This window comes from Streptomyces rishiriensis (assembly GCF_030815485.1).
GTDB classification, from domain to species: domain Bacteria; phylum Actinomycetota; class Actinomycetes; order Streptomycetales; family Streptomycetaceae; genus Streptomyces; species Streptomyces rishiriensis_A.
Genome location: NZ_JAUSWV010000002.1, coordinates 3,723,836 through 3,740,192, shown reverse-complemented (window position 1 = coordinate 3,740,192; position 16,357 = coordinate 3,723,836). Strand labels below are relative to the sequence as shown.

Annotated in this window: 16 protein-coding genes and 3 pseudogenes; 16 read left to right on the top strand and 3 right to left on the bottom strand. The window is 67.1% G+C overall.

Annotation, left to right across the window (positions count from 1 at the left end):
- Positions 1-10: 10 nt before the first annotated feature.
- Positions 11-232 (top strand): annotated as a pseudogene (locus QF030_RS19030) (tyrosine-type recombinase/integrase); the annotation flags it as partial.
- A 104-nt stretch (positions 233-336) separates the two neighbouring features.
- Positions 337-864, top strand: coding sequence for a hypothetical protein (locus QF030_RS19025; protein WP_307163875.1), 528 nt, complete (start codon positions 337-339; stop codon positions 862-864).
- Between the two features lie 70 nt (positions 865-934).
- Here QF030_RS19025 and QF030_RS19020 read toward each other — a convergent pair.
- Positions 935-1,339 (bottom strand): annotated as a pseudogene (locus QF030_RS19020) (XRE family transcriptional regulator); the annotation flags it as partial.
- Between QF030_RS19020 and QF030_RS19015 the strand changes: the two are divergent.
- The 5 genes and pseudogenes from QF030_RS19015 to QF030_RS18995 all read left to right on the top strand — a co-directional run.
- Positions 1,335-1,596: pseudogene (locus tag QF030_RS19015) on the top strand (hypothetical protein); the annotation flags it as partial. The pseudogenes QF030_RS19020 and QF030_RS19015 sit on opposite strands and share 5 nt — an antisense overlap.
- A 70-nt stretch (positions 1,597-1,666) precedes the next feature.
- The gene (locus QF030_RS19010; protein ID WP_307163874.1) at positions 1,667-2,503 is read left to right on the top strand and encodes a protein kinase; all 837 of its coding nucleotides are present in this window, start codon (positions 1,667-1,669) and stop codon (positions 2,501-2,503) included.
- A gap of 632 nt (positions 2,504-3,135) precedes the next feature.
- Positions 3,136-3,675, top strand: a complete 540-nt coding sequence (locus tag QF030_RS19005) for a hypothetical protein (protein WP_307163873.1) — start codon at positions 3,136-3,138, stop codon at positions 3,673-3,675.
- Positions 3,676-3,990: 315 nt separating this feature from the next.
- Complete coding sequence (locus tag QF030_RS19000) at positions 3,991-4,557, top strand: hypothetical protein (protein WP_307163872.1); 567 nt, start codon at positions 3,991-3,993, stop codon at positions 4,555-4,557.
- Positions 4,558-4,560: 3 nt separating this feature from the next.
- The gene (locus tag QF030_RS18995; protein WP_307163871.1) at positions 4,561-6,003 is read left to right on the top strand and encodes a hypothetical protein; all 1,443 of its coding nucleotides are present in this window, start codon (positions 4,561-4,563) and stop codon (positions 6,001-6,003) included.
- 227 nt (positions 6,004-6,230) lie between these two features.
- Here the strand turns inward: QF030_RS18995 and QF030_RS18990 are convergent, their stop codons facing one another.
- Complete coding sequence (locus QF030_RS18990) at positions 6,231-6,908, bottom strand: AAA family ATPase (protein WP_373428779.1); 678 nt, start codon at positions 6,906-6,908, stop codon at positions 6,231-6,233.
- A complete protein-coding gene (locus QF030_RS18985) occupies positions 6,905-7,663 on the bottom strand; it encodes a GntR family transcriptional regulator (RefSeq protein ID WP_307163869.1) in 759 nt (252 codons plus the stop codon). The genes QF030_RS18990 and QF030_RS18985 overlap by 4 nt, the downstream gene beginning before the upstream one ends.
- Before the next feature lie 452 nt (positions 7,664-8,115).
- On the opposite strand from QF030_RS18985, the gene QF030_RS18980 reads away from it, so the two are divergent.
- The 9 genes from QF030_RS18980 (at position 8,116) to QF030_RS18940 (ending at position 16,202) form a co-directional block, all read left to right on the top strand.
- On the top strand, positions 8,116-8,385 hold the full coding sequence (locus QF030_RS18980; RefSeq protein WP_307163868.1) for a DUF6284 family protein: 270 nt from the start codon (positions 8,116-8,118) through the stop codon (positions 8,383-8,385).
- Positions 8,382-9,236: a protein spdB gene (locus QF030_RS18975; RefSeq protein WP_307163867.1), complete on the top strand. Its 855-nt coding sequence runs from the start codon at positions 8,382-8,384 to the stop codon at positions 9,234-9,236. The genes QF030_RS18980 and QF030_RS18975 overlap by 4 nt, the downstream gene beginning before the upstream one ends.
- On the top strand, positions 9,233-10,267 hold the full coding sequence (locus QF030_RS18970; RefSeq protein ID WP_307163866.1) for a DNA cytosine methyltransferase: 1,035 nt from the start codon (positions 9,233-9,235) through the stop codon (positions 10,265-10,267). Before QF030_RS18975 ends, QF030_RS18970 begins: the two co-directional genes overlap by 4 nt.
- A 38-nt stretch (positions 10,268-10,305) precedes the next feature.
- Positions 10,306-10,623, top strand: coding sequence for a hypothetical protein (locus tag QF030_RS18965; RefSeq protein WP_307163865.1), 318 nt, complete (start codon positions 10,306-10,308; stop codon positions 10,621-10,623).
- A gap of 113 nt (positions 10,624-10,736) precedes the next feature.
- Positions 10,737-12,842: an FtsK/SpoIIIE domain-containing protein gene (locus tag QF030_RS18960; protein WP_307163864.1), complete on the top strand. Its 2,106-nt coding sequence runs from the start codon at positions 10,737-10,739 to the stop codon at positions 12,840-12,842.
- A gap of 247 nt (positions 12,843-13,089) precedes the next feature.
- A complete protein-coding gene (locus QF030_RS18955; protein WP_307163863.1) occupies positions 13,090-13,398 on the top strand; it encodes a hypothetical protein in 309 nt (102 codons plus the stop codon).
- 16 nt (positions 13,399-13,414) lie between these two features.
- Positions 13,415-13,747, top strand: coding sequence for a hypothetical protein (locus QF030_RS18950; RefSeq protein WP_307163862.1), 333 nt, complete (start codon positions 13,415-13,417; stop codon positions 13,745-13,747).
- A gap of 91 nt (positions 13,748-13,838) precedes the next feature.
- Positions 13,839-14,717 (top strand): bifunctional DNA primase/polymerase, encoded by an 879-nt coding sequence (locus tag QF030_RS18945; protein ID WP_307163860.1) that lies wholly within the window; start codon positions 13,839-13,841, stop codon positions 14,715-14,717.
- Between the two features lie 3 nt (positions 14,718-14,720).
- Positions 14,721-16,202 carry an ATP-binding protein gene (locus tag QF030_RS18940; RefSeq protein WP_307163859.1) on the top strand — a complete coding sequence of 494 codons (1,482 nt, stop codon included), beginning with the start codon at positions 14,721-14,723 and terminating at the stop codon, positions 16,200-16,202.
- The last annotated feature ends 155 nt before the right edge of the window (positions 16,203-16,357 follow it).

Genomic DNA, 16,357 nt, shown 5'->3' with positions numbered 1-16,357 from the left:
CGGAAATTTCCTCTACCGGTCGTTCACGCGGGTCGCGGCCGACGCGGGGCTGCGGGTGGTCCGGCTGCACGACGCGCGGCACGGCTGCGCCACGTTGCTGACGGCGGCCGGCGTCGCGCGACGGGTCACCAGGGAGATCCTCGGCCACAGCCAGATCAGCATCCCGATGGACGTGTACACGCACGTCGTGCACGACACCCCGCGCGAGGCGATCAGCCACATGGACCGGCTGCCGAGCGCCGCCTGCCGCCCACTCCCGTACCCCTCGCTCAGCTCGTTGATCCTGTTGGTCCTGGTGCGGGATCCTGAGCCGAACGAAGCGGAGGGAGACGTAGCGTGGCTGTCCCGTGGGGACTCCTGATATCCACCGTCGGAGGCATCACCGCCACCGTGGTGGGTGTCATCGCCGGTGGTGTCGTGGGACGGCGGAGTCAGAATCGTCAGTGGCTCCAGGAAGCACGAACCGCCGCCTACGAGAAGTTCCTCCAGGCCTTCGGCGCCGTGGAGATGGAGCTCCGCGAAGCCTTCGTGGACAGACGCACCCCCCATGTCGTCTGGGCGCCGTTCAATGCTGCTCTGCAGTCGATGTCCCTGGTGGCAAGCCAGGAGGCCATGGCGGCGGCTGAGCAGATCTGCGACGTCATCGAGGAGTTCACGATCCTGTTCCACGGCCGTCAGCCGGCAGATCTTGAGGAACTCCGGCCGATCCACAGCGGCTTGTACGAGGCGCACGTGAAGTTCGTCAACGCTGCCCGCCGCTCGCTCGATCCCTCCCAGGAACATCTCGTCCGGGCACTGGGCGGACCGTCGTCGTGGCACGGTGTCGAGTCCGCCTGGTCACCCGGGCACGGGGCTTCCCGATAGACCGTCCTCTTCAGTCGTAGATCGTGGTTGGGGGCGTCTGGGTCGTCGTAGTACTCGGTGCGTGCCATGATCACTTCTCTCCTACCGGCGTCGCGGTCGCCCACACCGCGTCGAAGCTGTCTGCGTAGGTGTCGAACATGCCGCCTTCCCCGTTTCGGCGCAGGTGCCAGACCGGGGCGCTGTAGGCGTTCACGCCCCAGACGTGGGCGTTGACCAGCGCCTGATCATCAGCCCGGTAGATCGAGTTGTAGAGCGTCGTGGCGTGAGTCCGTACCTCGATGCCCGGTACCCCGACGAGGGGGCGGTAGTGCATCAGCGCGAGACGGCACCGGGACTGGATGCCGTGGCCGAACTTCTCCTCGTCACCGCGCTGTTGGACGTCGGGGCTGTCCGCGTCGCCGACTGCGATGCGGACAGCGCAGCCCTCCGCCGCTCGCTCCTTCAACAACTCGTTGAGTCTCGGGTACGCCTCATGCGACATGGACCTCGGCCTGCACGCGCTCATCCTGCATACGAAGGAGTACGCCGAGCTGTGCGCACAGCACGGCGGGCCGCTTCCTGCACCACAACCCGAAGCCGGCCGGAGGAGTGCGCGACCCGGAGAAAGTCGCCGCCTCGGCGCACGCCATGAAGGCGGCCGGGTTCGTGGTCTTCGATGACCTGTGGACCGTGGACGGCACGAACCTCGCGCAGTGCGACTCGGACTGCGGCCGACCGTACGGTCAGGCGTAGCCCACGACACCAGCGACGCGGCCGGCCTCGACTCGTGGTCGGCCGCGCTCGCACGAAGGGAGTAGAGATCTTGTCCGGCCCAACCCCTGAACTGCCGATCGTGGTGCTCGACGCGCTCATGCCCACGACTCAGCGCATGGTCATCAACCGTCGAGGCTCCACGGTGTGGGAGGTGGAGAGCCACCGGGGCCACTTCGCCGTGAAGCTCGGCTATGCGATCGAGGCCACGGCCGAGTGGCCCGCCCAGCCCTGGACCGCGCTCGCGCCCGCACGCGAGGGCGCCGTCCTGCATCGCCTCGGGCTCGACCAGGTCGCATACGGCGAATGGGAGCGCGGTACGTGGAACTTTCAGCCGTGGCACGAAGGGCCGGACCTCTACAGGCTGTGGGAGCCATGCCGTGAGGCGGGCTCGTCCGCCAAGCCGCACACCAGCGTGGCGCTGGGATGTGTCGAGGCCCTGGCCGATCTTCACGTGAGGGGCTGGGCTCACGGTGACGTGCAGCCCGCCCACTTCATCGTCGGGCCGGAACGAACGCACCTCATCGACCTCGCCCTGGCCCAGGGCGGACAGGTCCCCGAGGGGTACGACTTCCCGTTCCGCGGCTGCCTCGTCCACTACGAGGCACCGGAGATCGCGCGCAGCGTGCTCGAGACCGGGCAAGCGGAGCCGACACAGGAAGCCGATATCTACGCGCTCGGGGCCTCGCTGCTCATCTCCGCCACGGGCTGGCGGGCGGTCGAGTACCCGGACGACGCTCCGCGCCCCGTGCAGCGAGAGGCGGTGGCCAACGGTCGGCGTCGGCCCGTGAAGGTGCCCGGTGAGCTGGGCGAACTGGTCGACGCGATGCTCAGCCATTCGCCGGGGGATCGGCCTTCCATCTATGAGGTGGGCAAAGCGCTGATCTGATCCCGAAGCCCCAGCTCGTCTCGCGTCACGTGCGCGGACGCTGACAACGGAAGACCGGATCACCCTCGGCCTGGACAGCATTCCGGGTGGTCCGGTCGTGGAAGCCCTGTTCAGGACCCCGGTGCCGATGGTGCCGGCGCGGTCGGCGTGCTCGGATTCAGGTGTGGCTACAACCCTTGGCTGTCGTTGAGTTGGAGAGGAGTGCGGTAGAAGCTCAGCCATGCGCAGCGCGGTTCTGACCTGCGCCCCGGAAGTCAGCCAGGGCGGCGCGTGCGCCGAACGAGCACTCGTCACGTATCGATCGTCAGTGACCGTCGCCGTTGATGTCAGATCTGGATGTCAGAAGGGGCCCACCTCCGAAATTTCGGAAGTGGGCCCCTTCTGGACTGGTGCCCCCGGCAGGATTCGAACCTGCGACACCCGCTTTAGGAGTTCCGGCCGCCGACTCTTGGGCTAGGACGTTGCCCGGCCATGGCGATCAGCCCGGTGCCAGGCTGTCTCTCCGAGTACGGCTGTGTGCACGCACGTTGCCGTCAGTCGTTGCCGTCAGACTCGCGCACCACGAGTCGTTCGATCTTGGTCCGTTGTGGACTCGGCTTACTGATACAGGTGTCGGCTGCCAGACTCCTCGCATGCTGGATGCAATCGTTGGCGGCCTCATCGGATCCGGGCTCGCCCTCATAGGCACGTTTGTCACGATGCGCGACGCCCGATGGGGAAGGACGTTGGCAACGGAGGAGAATGCTGCGGCGGTGCTGCTCGCGCAACTCCATCGCCTCCGTCATGACGACCGACTCCTTCGAAACCACCGAGCCAGCGTCGACTTCATCGAAGACTGCCTGGGTGCGGTACTAGCGTTCAGAGACACCCGCGTCAGAATGCGTCTGACCGCCTCGCTTGAGCTGATCGTCGACTGCGACCGCTGGGCACACATTCACGACGCTCACGATGCCGCCTATCAAGTTCGTCAGATGGTGCACCATCACATCCGCGAGTGCATCGAAGCTCGACTCGACCGGAAGCGTCTCCCGAAGCCTCCTCTCCCCTGGGACGAGGTATCGGGCGACCCTGCCGGCTATCTCACCCGAACCCAGCACGAGATCGATGCCGCCATGGAGGCCCTCGCCCTCGAGCAAGAAGAGGCAGCCGCACAGTGGGAAGGCCGCCTGTAGCGACGCGCCGCAGTCGCGACCACACGGCTCTGCTGTGCACACCGCGCCACAAGCAATGGCACGGTAATTCGCCACCGGAGATGAACTAGAGGCCTTTCAGAGCGTCTAGTGTGCGACACAAACGCGCTGGTCAGGTGCCATTTCCGAACATCCAAGGCCGCCTGGCCCACACGTGGTCCGCAGGTACGGCCGTCCCGCGATCGGCGTGACCCGGTGAGCCGTCGCGACCGTGACGACCATTGGCCAAAGGGTTACTCCAAGCAACTTTATAGATCACCCTGGTGACAGCGGCGCTGACGTCGCCATACTTACTCCATGGCGGCAGGTGAACAGCAGCAGGAACAGGGCCGAGAGGGCGCCTACTTCGCGCAGGCGTGGCTGGAGAGCACAACGCGCGTGAACGCTCCCTGGATTGTTTACGAAGCGCCGCAGATGACGACTTTGACGCTGCTGAACGGTAAGCACGAGTCCTGGGATGTAGCGGGGTATTTCGAGAACGGAAAGAAGAATCCGTTTTACGCCGAAATAAAGGCTTACTCAAGCGATAATCAAGGACCCAAATATCGCGAATATTTGACCGACTGCTACTCGGCCACGGCAAAAATGATCAAAGATGGACTGGATCGAGAGTGCGAGTTCATGTGGATAACATGGCACCCATTCGCAATGGGCGCATGGACCAAGTTATGTGACGAGGCTACGATCCAGCAAGCCGTTAACGAGTACCCGCATAAACTCGGAGAGGATGAATACGACCCCGAAATCGGTAAGTTGCTGGCTGACAGACTGTGGCTCATTGTCCTGTCGGCGCGGCAGGAAGAGCTGATGATGAAGCGCGAGTATCTGGGTCACATCCGCTCTTTCATCACAAGGGGGGCGTAGGCTATGAAGACGATTGACGCCCAAATCCAGAACGCTCTTCATCAGGCTTCCCCTGAAGCGGCGATTCGGGACGTCAAGCACGCTGTGGCGCGCGAACTTCAATCTCTTGACCCAAAAACCGAGATCAAGGCCACCGACTACTTCAATCACACATTCATTCCGGACTTTGTGTTGACTTGGGGCTCTGGGGGGCAGAGGCCAACTCGCGACATCTATCTCAGGTTCAGTGTGGATGCGCCGTTGATTCAAAGAGACTTGAAAAGTCTCCACGAAGATTCACCCGCATTCATCGCCATCGCCAGCGGCCAACGTCCCCCACGCGAGTCGGAATCCGTGGCTCGCGAGTACGACGACTGCCTTCTCTCAAGTACCTCTACGCTTGAGTCTATCTCCAGGGAAGACTCGCGCACTCCGGTAACTCAGATGCTTAAGGCATCCCTGTTGCAGGGTGGAAAGGGATACCTCGTCGGCGATTCAGCCGCAGGGGTACAGAGGGCTGTATCGTCTGCTGACGCTGCCCTTGCGAGGCTAGACGGGCAAGAGGTAGCGGCCAGCGTCAGGGCGCTGAGCAACCACCTCGCACCGGCGTTCTCCTCCCGTATCGAGCGCGTTATGCAAGTCATGTGGGTCAGTCAGGGCGGTGACGCAGAAAACTTTCCTGGAACTCACGAAACAGTTGCCTCCCTATCTTCGGGAGAATTGACCCAAATCCTTCCCTTTCTTCTTTCCTTGGAAGACGTAGTCAATAATGACTTCTGGAGGAATCTTGGAGAAAACCTTGAGCTTGGGCACCTGCAGGATCTGGAGTATTGGCGAGGCAGTAGCAACCTCAACTTGCTCATAAACGCGAATCTGGATCGTCTCAATGCGCGCGGTGCGGCGGTCGACCGAGTTCAACCGAACCTGTTCGATGAGCTCGACGGCCCGCCCTACTGGGAAGTCTCGGATTCTCACTTGCATCTTCGATGCGGCGATGTTGACTTCAAATTCGTCGACGATCGACGCCAAATCGCTCACCGAACCGAACTCGGGATCGCTCCGCGTTGGTTTGAGATTGAGCATCGCCTAGATCGATACGGGATTGAAGGCATCGAGTTCACATCCCCAGGAAGTAAGACCAGAATTCGGAGCAGCACCACTGAAGGCCTGCCTGAGTCTATGAACATGCAGGCGCTTTCTGAAGCGCTAGGGGAGTTCGCCAGGGTCATGGCTGTTGAACTCCGATGGCCCAGGTCTCGCCACAACGTCGAAGTTGATTTCGACCGTTTCGCGGTAGAGTCTGTGAAGTCTTCAATCGGCCTACATCTGTTGGCCTACTTAGGCCTGGACCTTCTCCATCAGGCCTCTCCGAGATTGTTGAGCTCATTCCAGAGATTTGTTACTGCAGACGAGCGTTTCCCGTGGTGGAACCATAATGGTGGCCATGCGGGGGCTCTCCATGAATAAGGAAATGCATCAGGCGTTGTGTCGATACAGTCGCGACCCATATCCCTGTGAGTAGCGCTCGCCTCTTGCGGTATAGGCATGTTCTGCAAGTTAGGACAGAGATGTAGCCGTTCAACCTCATCCATTCTTGCCCGCCCGTCCGGAGCGTAGCCCGCAGCGAATGGCTCCGGACGGGGGTGAACGAGACGGAGCGCTGCCCGACTGATCTGCGCGTCTGCCTTTGGTTGTCAGAGGTTGGAGGCATCCAAGAGCGCGACTACGACCGCAGGGTCACCGTCGTACAGCAGATGGGGTTCGTCTGTCTGAGGGGGGATGAACCGAGTGCGGTACCGCTGTAGGTCGCTCTCGGAGAAGTAGATCGAGTTGGGATCGTTCGCGTGGAAGTCGTTGCGCTTGCTGATCCTCGCCCACAGCTCATCGTGGCTGGCTGCGAGGTAGACGAGTACCGGCGTGGCACCAGCATCGATGGCAATCCCTCGCCACCTTGCCCGATCCTCTGGTGTCCAAAAGCCGTGGTCAACGACGACATCGTGTCCAGCTTTGAGCTGTTCCCCGAGGTCGGCAGCCACGTCTTCCAGGACCGGCCGCTCAAGGGTGGGGAAGACGCCCCGGGGAAAGTCCACCCCGTAGACGCCGTGTCGGCGGAACATCTCTTCATCGGGGCACAGCCGTATGAACCCGCGATCCGTGAGAGCGCGGGACAAAGTCGTCTTGCCGGACCCGGGGAGGCCGGCCATCAGGACACAGAACGGTGGGCGTGGGGGCATCGGTCTCGTCATGGTTCGGGAGATGGCGGCCATCTCCGCTTCGGCGTCGGGCGTGATTGTGCCAGCTCTGTGAGCCGCAAGCAGGGCATCTAGGCGGTCCTCGAGCACGCTCGCGAGCGTGTCATCCATGACCGTCACGGGGAGACCTCCGATTCTGTGCGCCAGGTCCGGCTGGGTCCCCCAAGGTCCACGCCGTATTCCACGATGGTGCCCTCGCTGTCGAGGAACTTCGCTGTCATCACAACTACCGGTTCCGCCGGCAGGTTGTCAGCGTCCAGCTCCAACAGCCGTGCGTACTCCGGGGTCAGCAGACGGGCTGAGGCCGTGTCAATGCGATGACTGATCGGGCGGCCGGTTGCCTGGGCGATGAGCTGGAGCGAAGTTCCCCCAGTCAGACGCTCACTCGCCGCAAGCTGAGGAATCAGCTTTCCGTACCGAGTGGGAATCCACGAGGTGCTGTGGGCCACGATGCCGTGCCGGTCCCTGTATACCCGGCTACGGCTGATGACGTCTGAGCCAGGCTCGATGTCGAGTGCCTGCGCCACTTCTGCGGGTGCCGGCACTACGGCCGCCTGGTGAGAGTCGGACCTTTCGCCTGCTCCCCAGCTAGATCCGGTACGGCGTCCCCGGTCCTGCCGCTGAGCTCCCGAAGACATCGGAGCCGGCCGGTCGAGCACTTCAGTGCCGATGCCGTGGATGCCACGGACAAGCCCTTCGTTGCGCAGCTTGCGTAGGGCCTTCTCGGCTGTCGCCGTGCTCACCTTCCACTCTTCCGAGAGGTTCTTGATGCTCGGCAAGAGGGTTCCTGGCTGGAGCTGACCAGACGTAATCAGCTCCATGTAGTGGGCTGCAATCTTCGCGTACGGCGCCCGATTGTCGGCCTGGCCTGCCATGTTGCCCGCTCCCTGTCGTCACTTCCCTGAGGTTCCCTAGCTTACCGCTTGACACCGCAGGGAACCCTAGGGAACCTTAGGGAAGTGCCCGCCGGTCGGAACGACGGATCGGAGGGTGTGGACCTCAATGCGCCCTCATTTAGGGCCTGTTCGAGGTCAAGGGGCCCGGGACAGAGCGGGCCGAGGGCGCCCCCGACCCTGGTCATTCGGGAGGGCTTAGACCGAAAGGTCACGTCTCCATACGCCTGCACCGGGAGCCCGCGTTCCCGAAGGAGACAGCTGGACCTCACCGCACCTCCGCTTCATGCGGCGGCCGGTTACCTCCGCTGCTCGTCTCGGACAAGCAGCGCTGAGGGGAGCCGGATGTTCCGACTTCCACGGCACGCGGCCCCGGTGCTGGAACACCGGGGCCGCTGTTCGGGCCGTCCACCTCTGGAAGGACACACGACCCAATGGATCACATCGTCACTGTTCAGGAAGCTGTTACCGCGTTCGCCGACTTCATGGAGCCGACGCTCGCGGAGCTGGACGCGATCGAGCTGGAGTCCCCGCTGATCCTGGCGGAGGTCGACTTGCTCGACGCGCAGATCAAGGCCATGGACCACCCCGAGAACGAGGTCGATACCCGCCGCATCCGCCGGGCCCGTAACCGGGTGCTCGCCGCGCGGCGGGACCTGGCCAACCGCACGGCCGACGCGAGCACGGCGGGCGGTGCGGCGTGAAGGCCAGGACGGCGCTGCCGGCCGTCGCGATGACTGCCGTGTCCATGGTCCTCACCCTGGCTGTGGTCGTGATGTGGCTCGGCAGCGCGATGCCGTGGCCGGTTGCGCTGGTCGTCGGTATCGGCATCGACGGGGGATGGCTTGCCACCCTCGCCTACGAACGCCGCCTGGCCGCGCAGGGCGACCACAGCCGCACGATGACCGCCGTCGGCTGGAGCTTCGGCCTGCTCGCCACCGGCGTCCTGGTCGCACACGCGCTCACCGCCCACCACTCCACCGGCGCGTGGCTCGCCGTGGCGTGGCTGCCGCTCGCGGCCAAAGCGTTGTGGCTCGTCCACAGCCTGTGGGAACACACCGCGCTCACCCCGTCCGCGATCGGCGCGATCCGCAGTATCCAGCAGGACGCCCGCGACGAGGCGGCCGTGGCACGTGCCCGGCTGCGGGCGGAAGCGTCCACGGAGGAGACGCGGCTGACGGCCGTGACGCAGGCCGGGGCGCGCGTCGCCCGCGTCCAGGCCCACACCGCCGCCACCCTCGCCGGAGCCTGGTCGACCCTGGAGAAGGCGCGCGCCGGGGAGGACACGGGCAGGGCGCTGACCAGCGTGACGACCCGCGTCACACCCGACGTCACACCCCGATGGGAACTCCCCGTCTGGGGCCCGACCGAGCCCGTTCCCGCCCTGGAGGCAGGGCCCGCGCTCACCGACGCGGAGCTTGACGCGCTGGTCGACACGATCCGCCACAGCCAGACCCCGGCCCTGTCCTATCGCGAGATGGCCATCCGCTTCCGCACGGCCGGCCACTCCGCTTCAGAGGTGCGCCTGCGGGCCGCGTGGAAGCGCGTCGCGTGAGCGCGCTGCGGATCGGTTCGGTGTGCACCGGCTACGGCGGTCTGGACATGGCCGTGCAGTCCGTGTTCGGCGGGGAGTTGGCGTGGGTGGCCGACGTCGACCCCGGCGCCGCTCGGATCCTCGCCCACCACTTCCCCGGGGTTTCGAACCTGGGGGACATCACCGCGCTCGACTGGCGCGACGTCGCCCCGGTGGACGTCCTGACCGGCGGGTATCCCTGTCAGCCCTTCAGCGTCGCCGGACGGCGGAAAGGAACAGCGGATGAGCGGCACATCTGGCCGTACATCGCGGACGCCCTTCGCGTTCTACGACCCCGATACGCGGTCTTTGAGAACGTCGCAGGACACCTTCGACTTGGGTTTGCCGACGTCCTCGCCGACCTTGCCCGCCTCGGGTTCGATGCGGAATGGCTCGTTGTACGCGCGGACCAGGTCGGCGCTCCGCACGAACGCCGCCGGCTCTTCCTCCTCGCCGTTGCTGCCGACGCCCCGCACCTCGGACACCAACGGCGCCGGAACACACGGGACGGGCGGACCGGACCTACGCACGGCCGTCGCGCTGCTGCCGACACCGACCGTGCAGAACTCGCACGGCAACCGCAGGAACGGGCAGGGGAAACTCCTGCTGCCGGGCATCGCCGACCTGCTGCCGACGCCCCGCGCATCGGACACCGGCACGCCGGGCCGTCGTGCGAGCGAGGGATGGCGACCCCCTCTGTCTCAGGTGGTGCTGCCGCTGACCCGGACGTCGACTGGGGACGCTTCGCCCCCGCCATCGGCCGGTGGGAAGCGGTCACCAGGCGACGTGCCCCTTGGGCAACTGACGATCGAGGACGCCTGAGTCCCGCGTTCGTCGAATGGTTGATGGGCCTGAACCTCGGCCACGTCACCGCCGTCCCCGGCCTGTCCCGCACCGCCCAGCTCAAAGCCCTGGGCAACGGCGTGGTCCCAGTCCAGGCCTCCCACGCCCTCTCCGTCCTGCGCGAGCGCCTCGCCCACGCGCCCGGACGACCCCACCTGCAAGCCGCCTGACCCTCTGCCATCACACATCCCTCAAGGGAGTACCGACCATGGGCAAGCCCGACACCCGCCGTCTCGACCGCGAGATCCACAAGACGATGCGCAAGCTGGACGCCGTCCGCGACCGGGAGATGTGGCCGCTGGACAGCCGCGAGCGACGCGCCGTCCTGGCCGGTCTCGCCGGCGGCTCCTACCGCGTGCTGCGCGGCGAGGCCCCGACCCGCGCGGAACGCAAGCTGGAGACCGCCTGGAACGCGGCGGAGACCCGACTGGTCGCGGAGATCGCCGCGCTCACGACCGAACGCCAGCGCGTCGTGAACGAGCACGCCAAGGCCAAGGCCGCCAAGAAGTCCTCCGGCTGGTGGTGACACCCGCCCACAGCACGTGAACCACCCGTCGGGACGGCCCGCACCCGTCCCGGCCTGCTTCCTTCCGCATGCCTTTACCCGCCCCCGCCGTGGGGTGTTGAGGAGACTTCCGCATGTCCGAGAACGTCGTTCACCTGTACAAAGACACCACCCCCGCCGGGCCGACCGTGCTCACCGTCGTCCCCGACCCGGCCCCGCCGACGCCCGTCCCGCTGTGGGTCCGCTCCGGCCGCGCGGTGAAGACGGCCGTCACGCACGAGCACACCAAGACGGCCGCTCGTACGGTCGCCCGCCACAGCCTGTACGTCGTGGGCGGGGCCCGGATCGTAGGCCGCCGCGCCTGGGACGGCCGCACCGCCGCCCGCTACGAGCGCTACATGCGCACGGCGGAAGCCGCGGGGAACATGGAACTCGCCGCCGAGTGGGAAGAGCGGGGCCAGCGCTACCGCGACGCCCGGCACCGCCGCCGCATGGACCTGCTCCACTCGCCCCTCGACGCGGGCAAGAGCGCGCTGGTCGGCACCGGGATGGGCATCGGCGGTCTGGTCGCCCTCGGCATCGTCATGGCGATCGCGACCAAGGACGTGTCCGACGTCGTCACCCCACTCATGGCGGCCGTGGACTTCATCAACCTGCTGATCACGATCGTTCAGGTGGTGTGGGGTCCGGCCGTCACCCTGGGCCCGTTCCTCGCCCTGCTCGCGCTGTGGGCGGTCGGCAGCAAGCAGCAGGCCGCACCCGCCTGGGCCCTGCCCGCCACCGTCCGCAACGGCGACGGCGAGCCGATCACCCCCTCGATCGTGGTCAAGGCCCTGCGCGACCTCGGAGTGCCCGCGCTGCGCAACGCGATCAAGGAGATGGGCGACGCCGGCGCGTCGATGCTCGGGCCGATCCGGATCGCCGGATGCGGAGTGGAGGTCGACGTCACGCTCCCGTCCGGGGTGTCGACGAACGAGGTGCAGGGCAAGCGGCGCAAGCTCGCCGAGAACCTCTCCCGGCACGAGCACGAGATGTTCATCACCATCCCGACCGCCGCGCGGACGGTGCGGCTGTGGGTCGCCGACTCCGGAGCCTTGGACGAGCCGATCGGTCCGTCCCCGCTGGTCACGGACGAGACGATGACCGCCGACTACGCCAAGGGCCGCGCCCCGTGGGGGCAGGACCTGCGCGGCGACGCGGCCGCGCTCAGCCTCTACCAGCGGCATCTGCTCATCACGGGTCTGTCCAACCAGGGCAAGACCGTGGCTTTGCGCTCTCTCGCGCTGTGGGTCGCGCTGGACCGGTCGGTGCAGTTCCTCATGGGCGACCTCAAGGGCGTCGGCGACTGGGCCATGTTCGACGGACTCGCCTCGACCCTCATCCAGGGCCCGACCGACGAGCACGTCATCCAGGTCACCGAGATGGTCGAGAGCGCGGTCGAGGAGATGAACCGCCGCATCCAGGCCCCGCCCGGCACCGTGTTCCCGCCGCTGATCGTGGTGGTCGACGAGGCACAGGTGGCCTTCATGTGCCCGGCCGTCGACGACGACCGCCGCCCCTACGGCGGATCCAAGGCCACCTCCCGCTACTTCATGGCCGTCCGCAAAATCCACAACCAGGGGCGAGCGGTCAACGTCCTGATGTGGCAGGGCACCCAGGACCCCACCGACCAGAACCTTCCCAAGCTCGTCCGCGAGGGCGCGCACACTCGGGCATCGCTCGCACTGGGCACCGAGCAGCAGGCCCGGATGGCGCTCGGGGACAAGGCCGTCGACGGCGGGGCCGCGCCGAACATGCTGCGCCCCGGCTTGGACAAGGGAACGCTGGTCGTCGCCTCCGACGGCATCAAGATTCCAGCCGGGCAGGCGTCCATCACGGTGCGCACGCACTACATCGACGACGACGGCGCCAAGGCCATCACCAACCGCGCCAAGGCCCTGCGCGACGGCGTCACCACCCTGCACGCCATCGACCGGAGCGAGGACCGCGACCCGCTCGCCGACATCCTCGCCGTCCTCGGCGACGCGTCCCGCGTCCTGACCGCCGACGTCCTCAAGCGACTCACCGTCCTGAACGCGGACGCCTATGGCGCGTGGACGCCCGGCGACCTCAAGCGCGTCCTGGAGGACGCCGGCGCGGAGCCCTACAAGTCCGACGGCCGCATGGTCGTAGGCCGCGACCGCGTCCACCGCGCCCTCACCAACCGCAACACCGAAGGTTCCGCTTCCGCCGACGGATGAAGGGAAGCAGCCCCCACCCGGGCCAGGGAGGCAGGGAGAACTCCCTCATCCCCTCCCTGACCCGCATCCCTGGCCCTGACCTGCACGAATGATCCATCAGGGAGGCAGGGAGGCACCCCAGGTCAGGCCCCTGAAACCCCCTCCACAGCCCACCCGGCAGGGAGTGTCTGAGCCTCCCTGAACCCTCGAAGCAGTGGATTCCGCATCGTCCGGCACCGATCCGTCGCACGCCCTCAAAGGAGGAGTCGTGACCCGCTTAGACCCGCCCGGGAACCTCGCCCCGCACATCCCCACCGACGCCTACCGCCGCGCACAGGCCACCGGCCAGCCCGTCGTGATCGTCGTCCACACCACCGACCACACCGGCCGCCCCCTGGGCCACTACCTCTACCCGCTCGCCGTCGCCACCGCCAGCGCGGTCGGAGTCTTCGCCACCGTCGCCGCGCTCCTCGCCCTGCTCGACTTCGCCGCCCACACCGCCGCGCAGATCGCCGCCGCCACCGGACCGCTCAGCGTCGGCGGGATCAGCCTCAAGCTCTTCGGCTCCAAGCGCTGACAGGAGACCACCACCCATGAACCAGCCCCACACCACCGACGCGCCGTTCCCGACGCCGGAGCAGGCGTACGCGGACGCCCCCAGCATCCTCGACGAGATCGGGTGGACAGCCCGCACCATCGCCGCCCGGGAGTGCTTCACCGCACTGGACCGGGACTTCTACCTCCGCAAAGCGGCCCTGCTCGACCGCATCGCGCTGCTCGACGAACCCGACACCCACGGTGAGACCACCGAAACCGCCGTCGCGGCCGCCCTGTACCTGCTCGACCTCGACCAGCCCGACCTGATCTGCGACCCGCGCGCCTACGTCCGCCAGCAGTACGCCCACACCCACACCGACGACCAGTAGCTACGCCAAGGGCGACCCCTACCTCTCGCCAAAGAACCGGGGTCGCCCTTGCCCAACCAGCCCACTACAGACCCGTTGGAGGTCACCCAGCATGCAGCAACCCACCGCCATCCGGCGAGTACCCCGCCCCGCCTCTCTGCCACTGCTGGACACCGCCCTCATGCTCGCCGCACACAGCATCCCGCCCCTGCCTCTACGGGCGGGGAAGGTGCCGTTCGGCAACTGCCCGGACTGCGCCGGCAACGCGTGCGGGGGACGGCCGAACATGAAAACCCCCGGCCCCTGCCGGTGCGCCGGCGTCTGCCACGCGTGGGCCGCCGCCACCACCGACACACGCGTCCTCACCTCCCCCGCATGGGCGACGGCATGGCGTCGGGCCGCCGCCGTCGCCTACCACCCGGGCGGCGCCGGCGTGACCGTCGTCGACCTCGACGACGCGGCGGCCGTCGACTGGGCCCACGCCACCCTCCCCGCCACCCTCACCGTGCCGACAACACGGGGAGAGCACTGGATCTACCAGGGCGTCATGCGGTCCGTGAACGCCGTCCGCCCCGGCATCGACATCAAATCCCTTATGGCATATGCCCGTTGGCTCGGTCCCGGCATCGGTGTCACCGCCCCTCTCCCGGACGTTGTGCGTGCGCTCGTAAAGGAGCCGTCTCCGGCCCGCAGCGCGCCACAGACGCCCACAGCGTCCCTGCGGGGTGGGCAGGGGGTGTGCCGTCACCGCACGCCCGCCTATCTGGACCGTGGCATCGCCATGGCCGAGCAGCGCATCACCGCGGCTTCCAGCGCGGTGCACGCCACCGTCTACCGGACGTTCCTCGCGGTGCTGTCGACGCACGGCCGGTGCGGATGCCTCACCGACGCCCACATCGGCCGGCTGTTCACCGCCGCGCAGGGCAAGGGCGAATCGGCCCGGCACTGCACCGACGCGTGGACCAACGCCCTGACCACGTTGGGACTGTGACCCGTGTCCGACGACGAGAAGAACCCCGCCCGCCAGATCATCACCGACTACGCGCAGGCGCACTTCCGGTACTTCCGCACCGCCGACGGCACCGTGTACGCGCAGCGCAACGGCCACCCCGTGGCCCGGCCGATCCGCTCCCAGGGCACCATGGGCAGCCACCGGCAGGAACTCATGGTCGGCCTGTTCAAGGACGGAGTGGGCGTGTTCAACGGGACCGCGCTCAAGGAAGCACTCGACCTGATCGAAGCGCTCGCGCTCACCGAGGACGTGCAGCCCGTCTACATCCGCGTCGCCCCCGGATTCGACGGGGCGACGTGGCTGGACCTGGGCCGCGCCGACGGGCAGTCCGTCCGCATCCACCCCACCGGCTGGGACATCACCGTCCCCGACCCGCGCGAAGTCTGCTGGCGACGCACCCAGCTCACCGGGGAACTCCCCCTGCCGGCCAAGGACACCGACGGCAAGGGCATCGACCTACTGATGCGGCTGTGTAACTTCGCCAACGCGGAAACGGAGTGCCTGGCCATCGCGTGGCTGATCGGCTGCTTGGGGCCGTCCGTGCCCGTCCCCGCCCCGTTCCTCACCGGCCCCCAGGGCGCCGGCAAGTCCACCGGGGGCCGGATGCTCGTGCGGATCGTCGAGGGCATGAGCGGCGACCTCCGCCGGGCACCGAAGGATGAGGAGAACCTGATCGCGGCCGTGGCCGCCGGATGGGTCACAGCCCTGGACAACCTCTCCCACATGACCCCGGACCTGTCCGACGCCATGTGCTGCATCGTCACCGGAGCCGAGAGCGTCAAGCGCGCTCTCTTCACCGACGGCGACGTGTTCCGAGTTGGCTACCGCCGGCCCCTGCTCCTGACCGGAATCGACGTCGGAGTCATCCGGCCCGACCTCGCCGAACGGCTCCTGCCCCTGCGGCTGGAACGGCCCCGGGTGCGACGGACCGAGGCCGAACTGTGGACGGACTACGCGGAAGTCCTGCCCGTCGTCCTCGGCTCGCTCCTCGACCTCACGGTCAAGGTCCGGGCCGTGGAGGCGGAGACGCCCACGGATCTGCGGATGGCGGACTTCGCGCACCTGTGCGCGCAACTCGACGCGGCGACCGGCCTCGGGGCGCTCACCGCCTACCGGGCCAGCCTCGACGACCTCAACGACGACGTGATCGAGGGCGACCTGTTGGCGCAGACCGTCCTGCGGCACGCCGAGACCATCGAGCCGGGCGCCGCGCAGCAGATGACGTCCACCGAGTGGCTGCACTGCCTCAGCCTCCTCTACAGCGGCGACGAATGCCGGGCCCTGCCCAAGGGGTGGCCGACCACCGGCAAAGTCCTCTCCGACCGACTCAAGCGCCTCCAACCGACCCTGGCCGCCCGGGGCGTCCTCATCGACTCGGGCCGAACGAAGGCGGGCCGCTACCTCGAAATGACCCGCACGGTCGCCCTGACCCTGCCTCCACACGAGCAGCAGCGGATGCACTGACCCCCGCGATCCGGAGGCCAGGGAACAAGCAAGAGGAGCACCAGGGGCCGGGCGTGCTCCTCTTGCTGTTCGGCGGAACGCCGCCCCAAGGTCGTGCCGCGCAGCGGCTCCTTCTTCGCGCTGTAAGGCGCACCGAAGTACTACAGGCAGCCCCT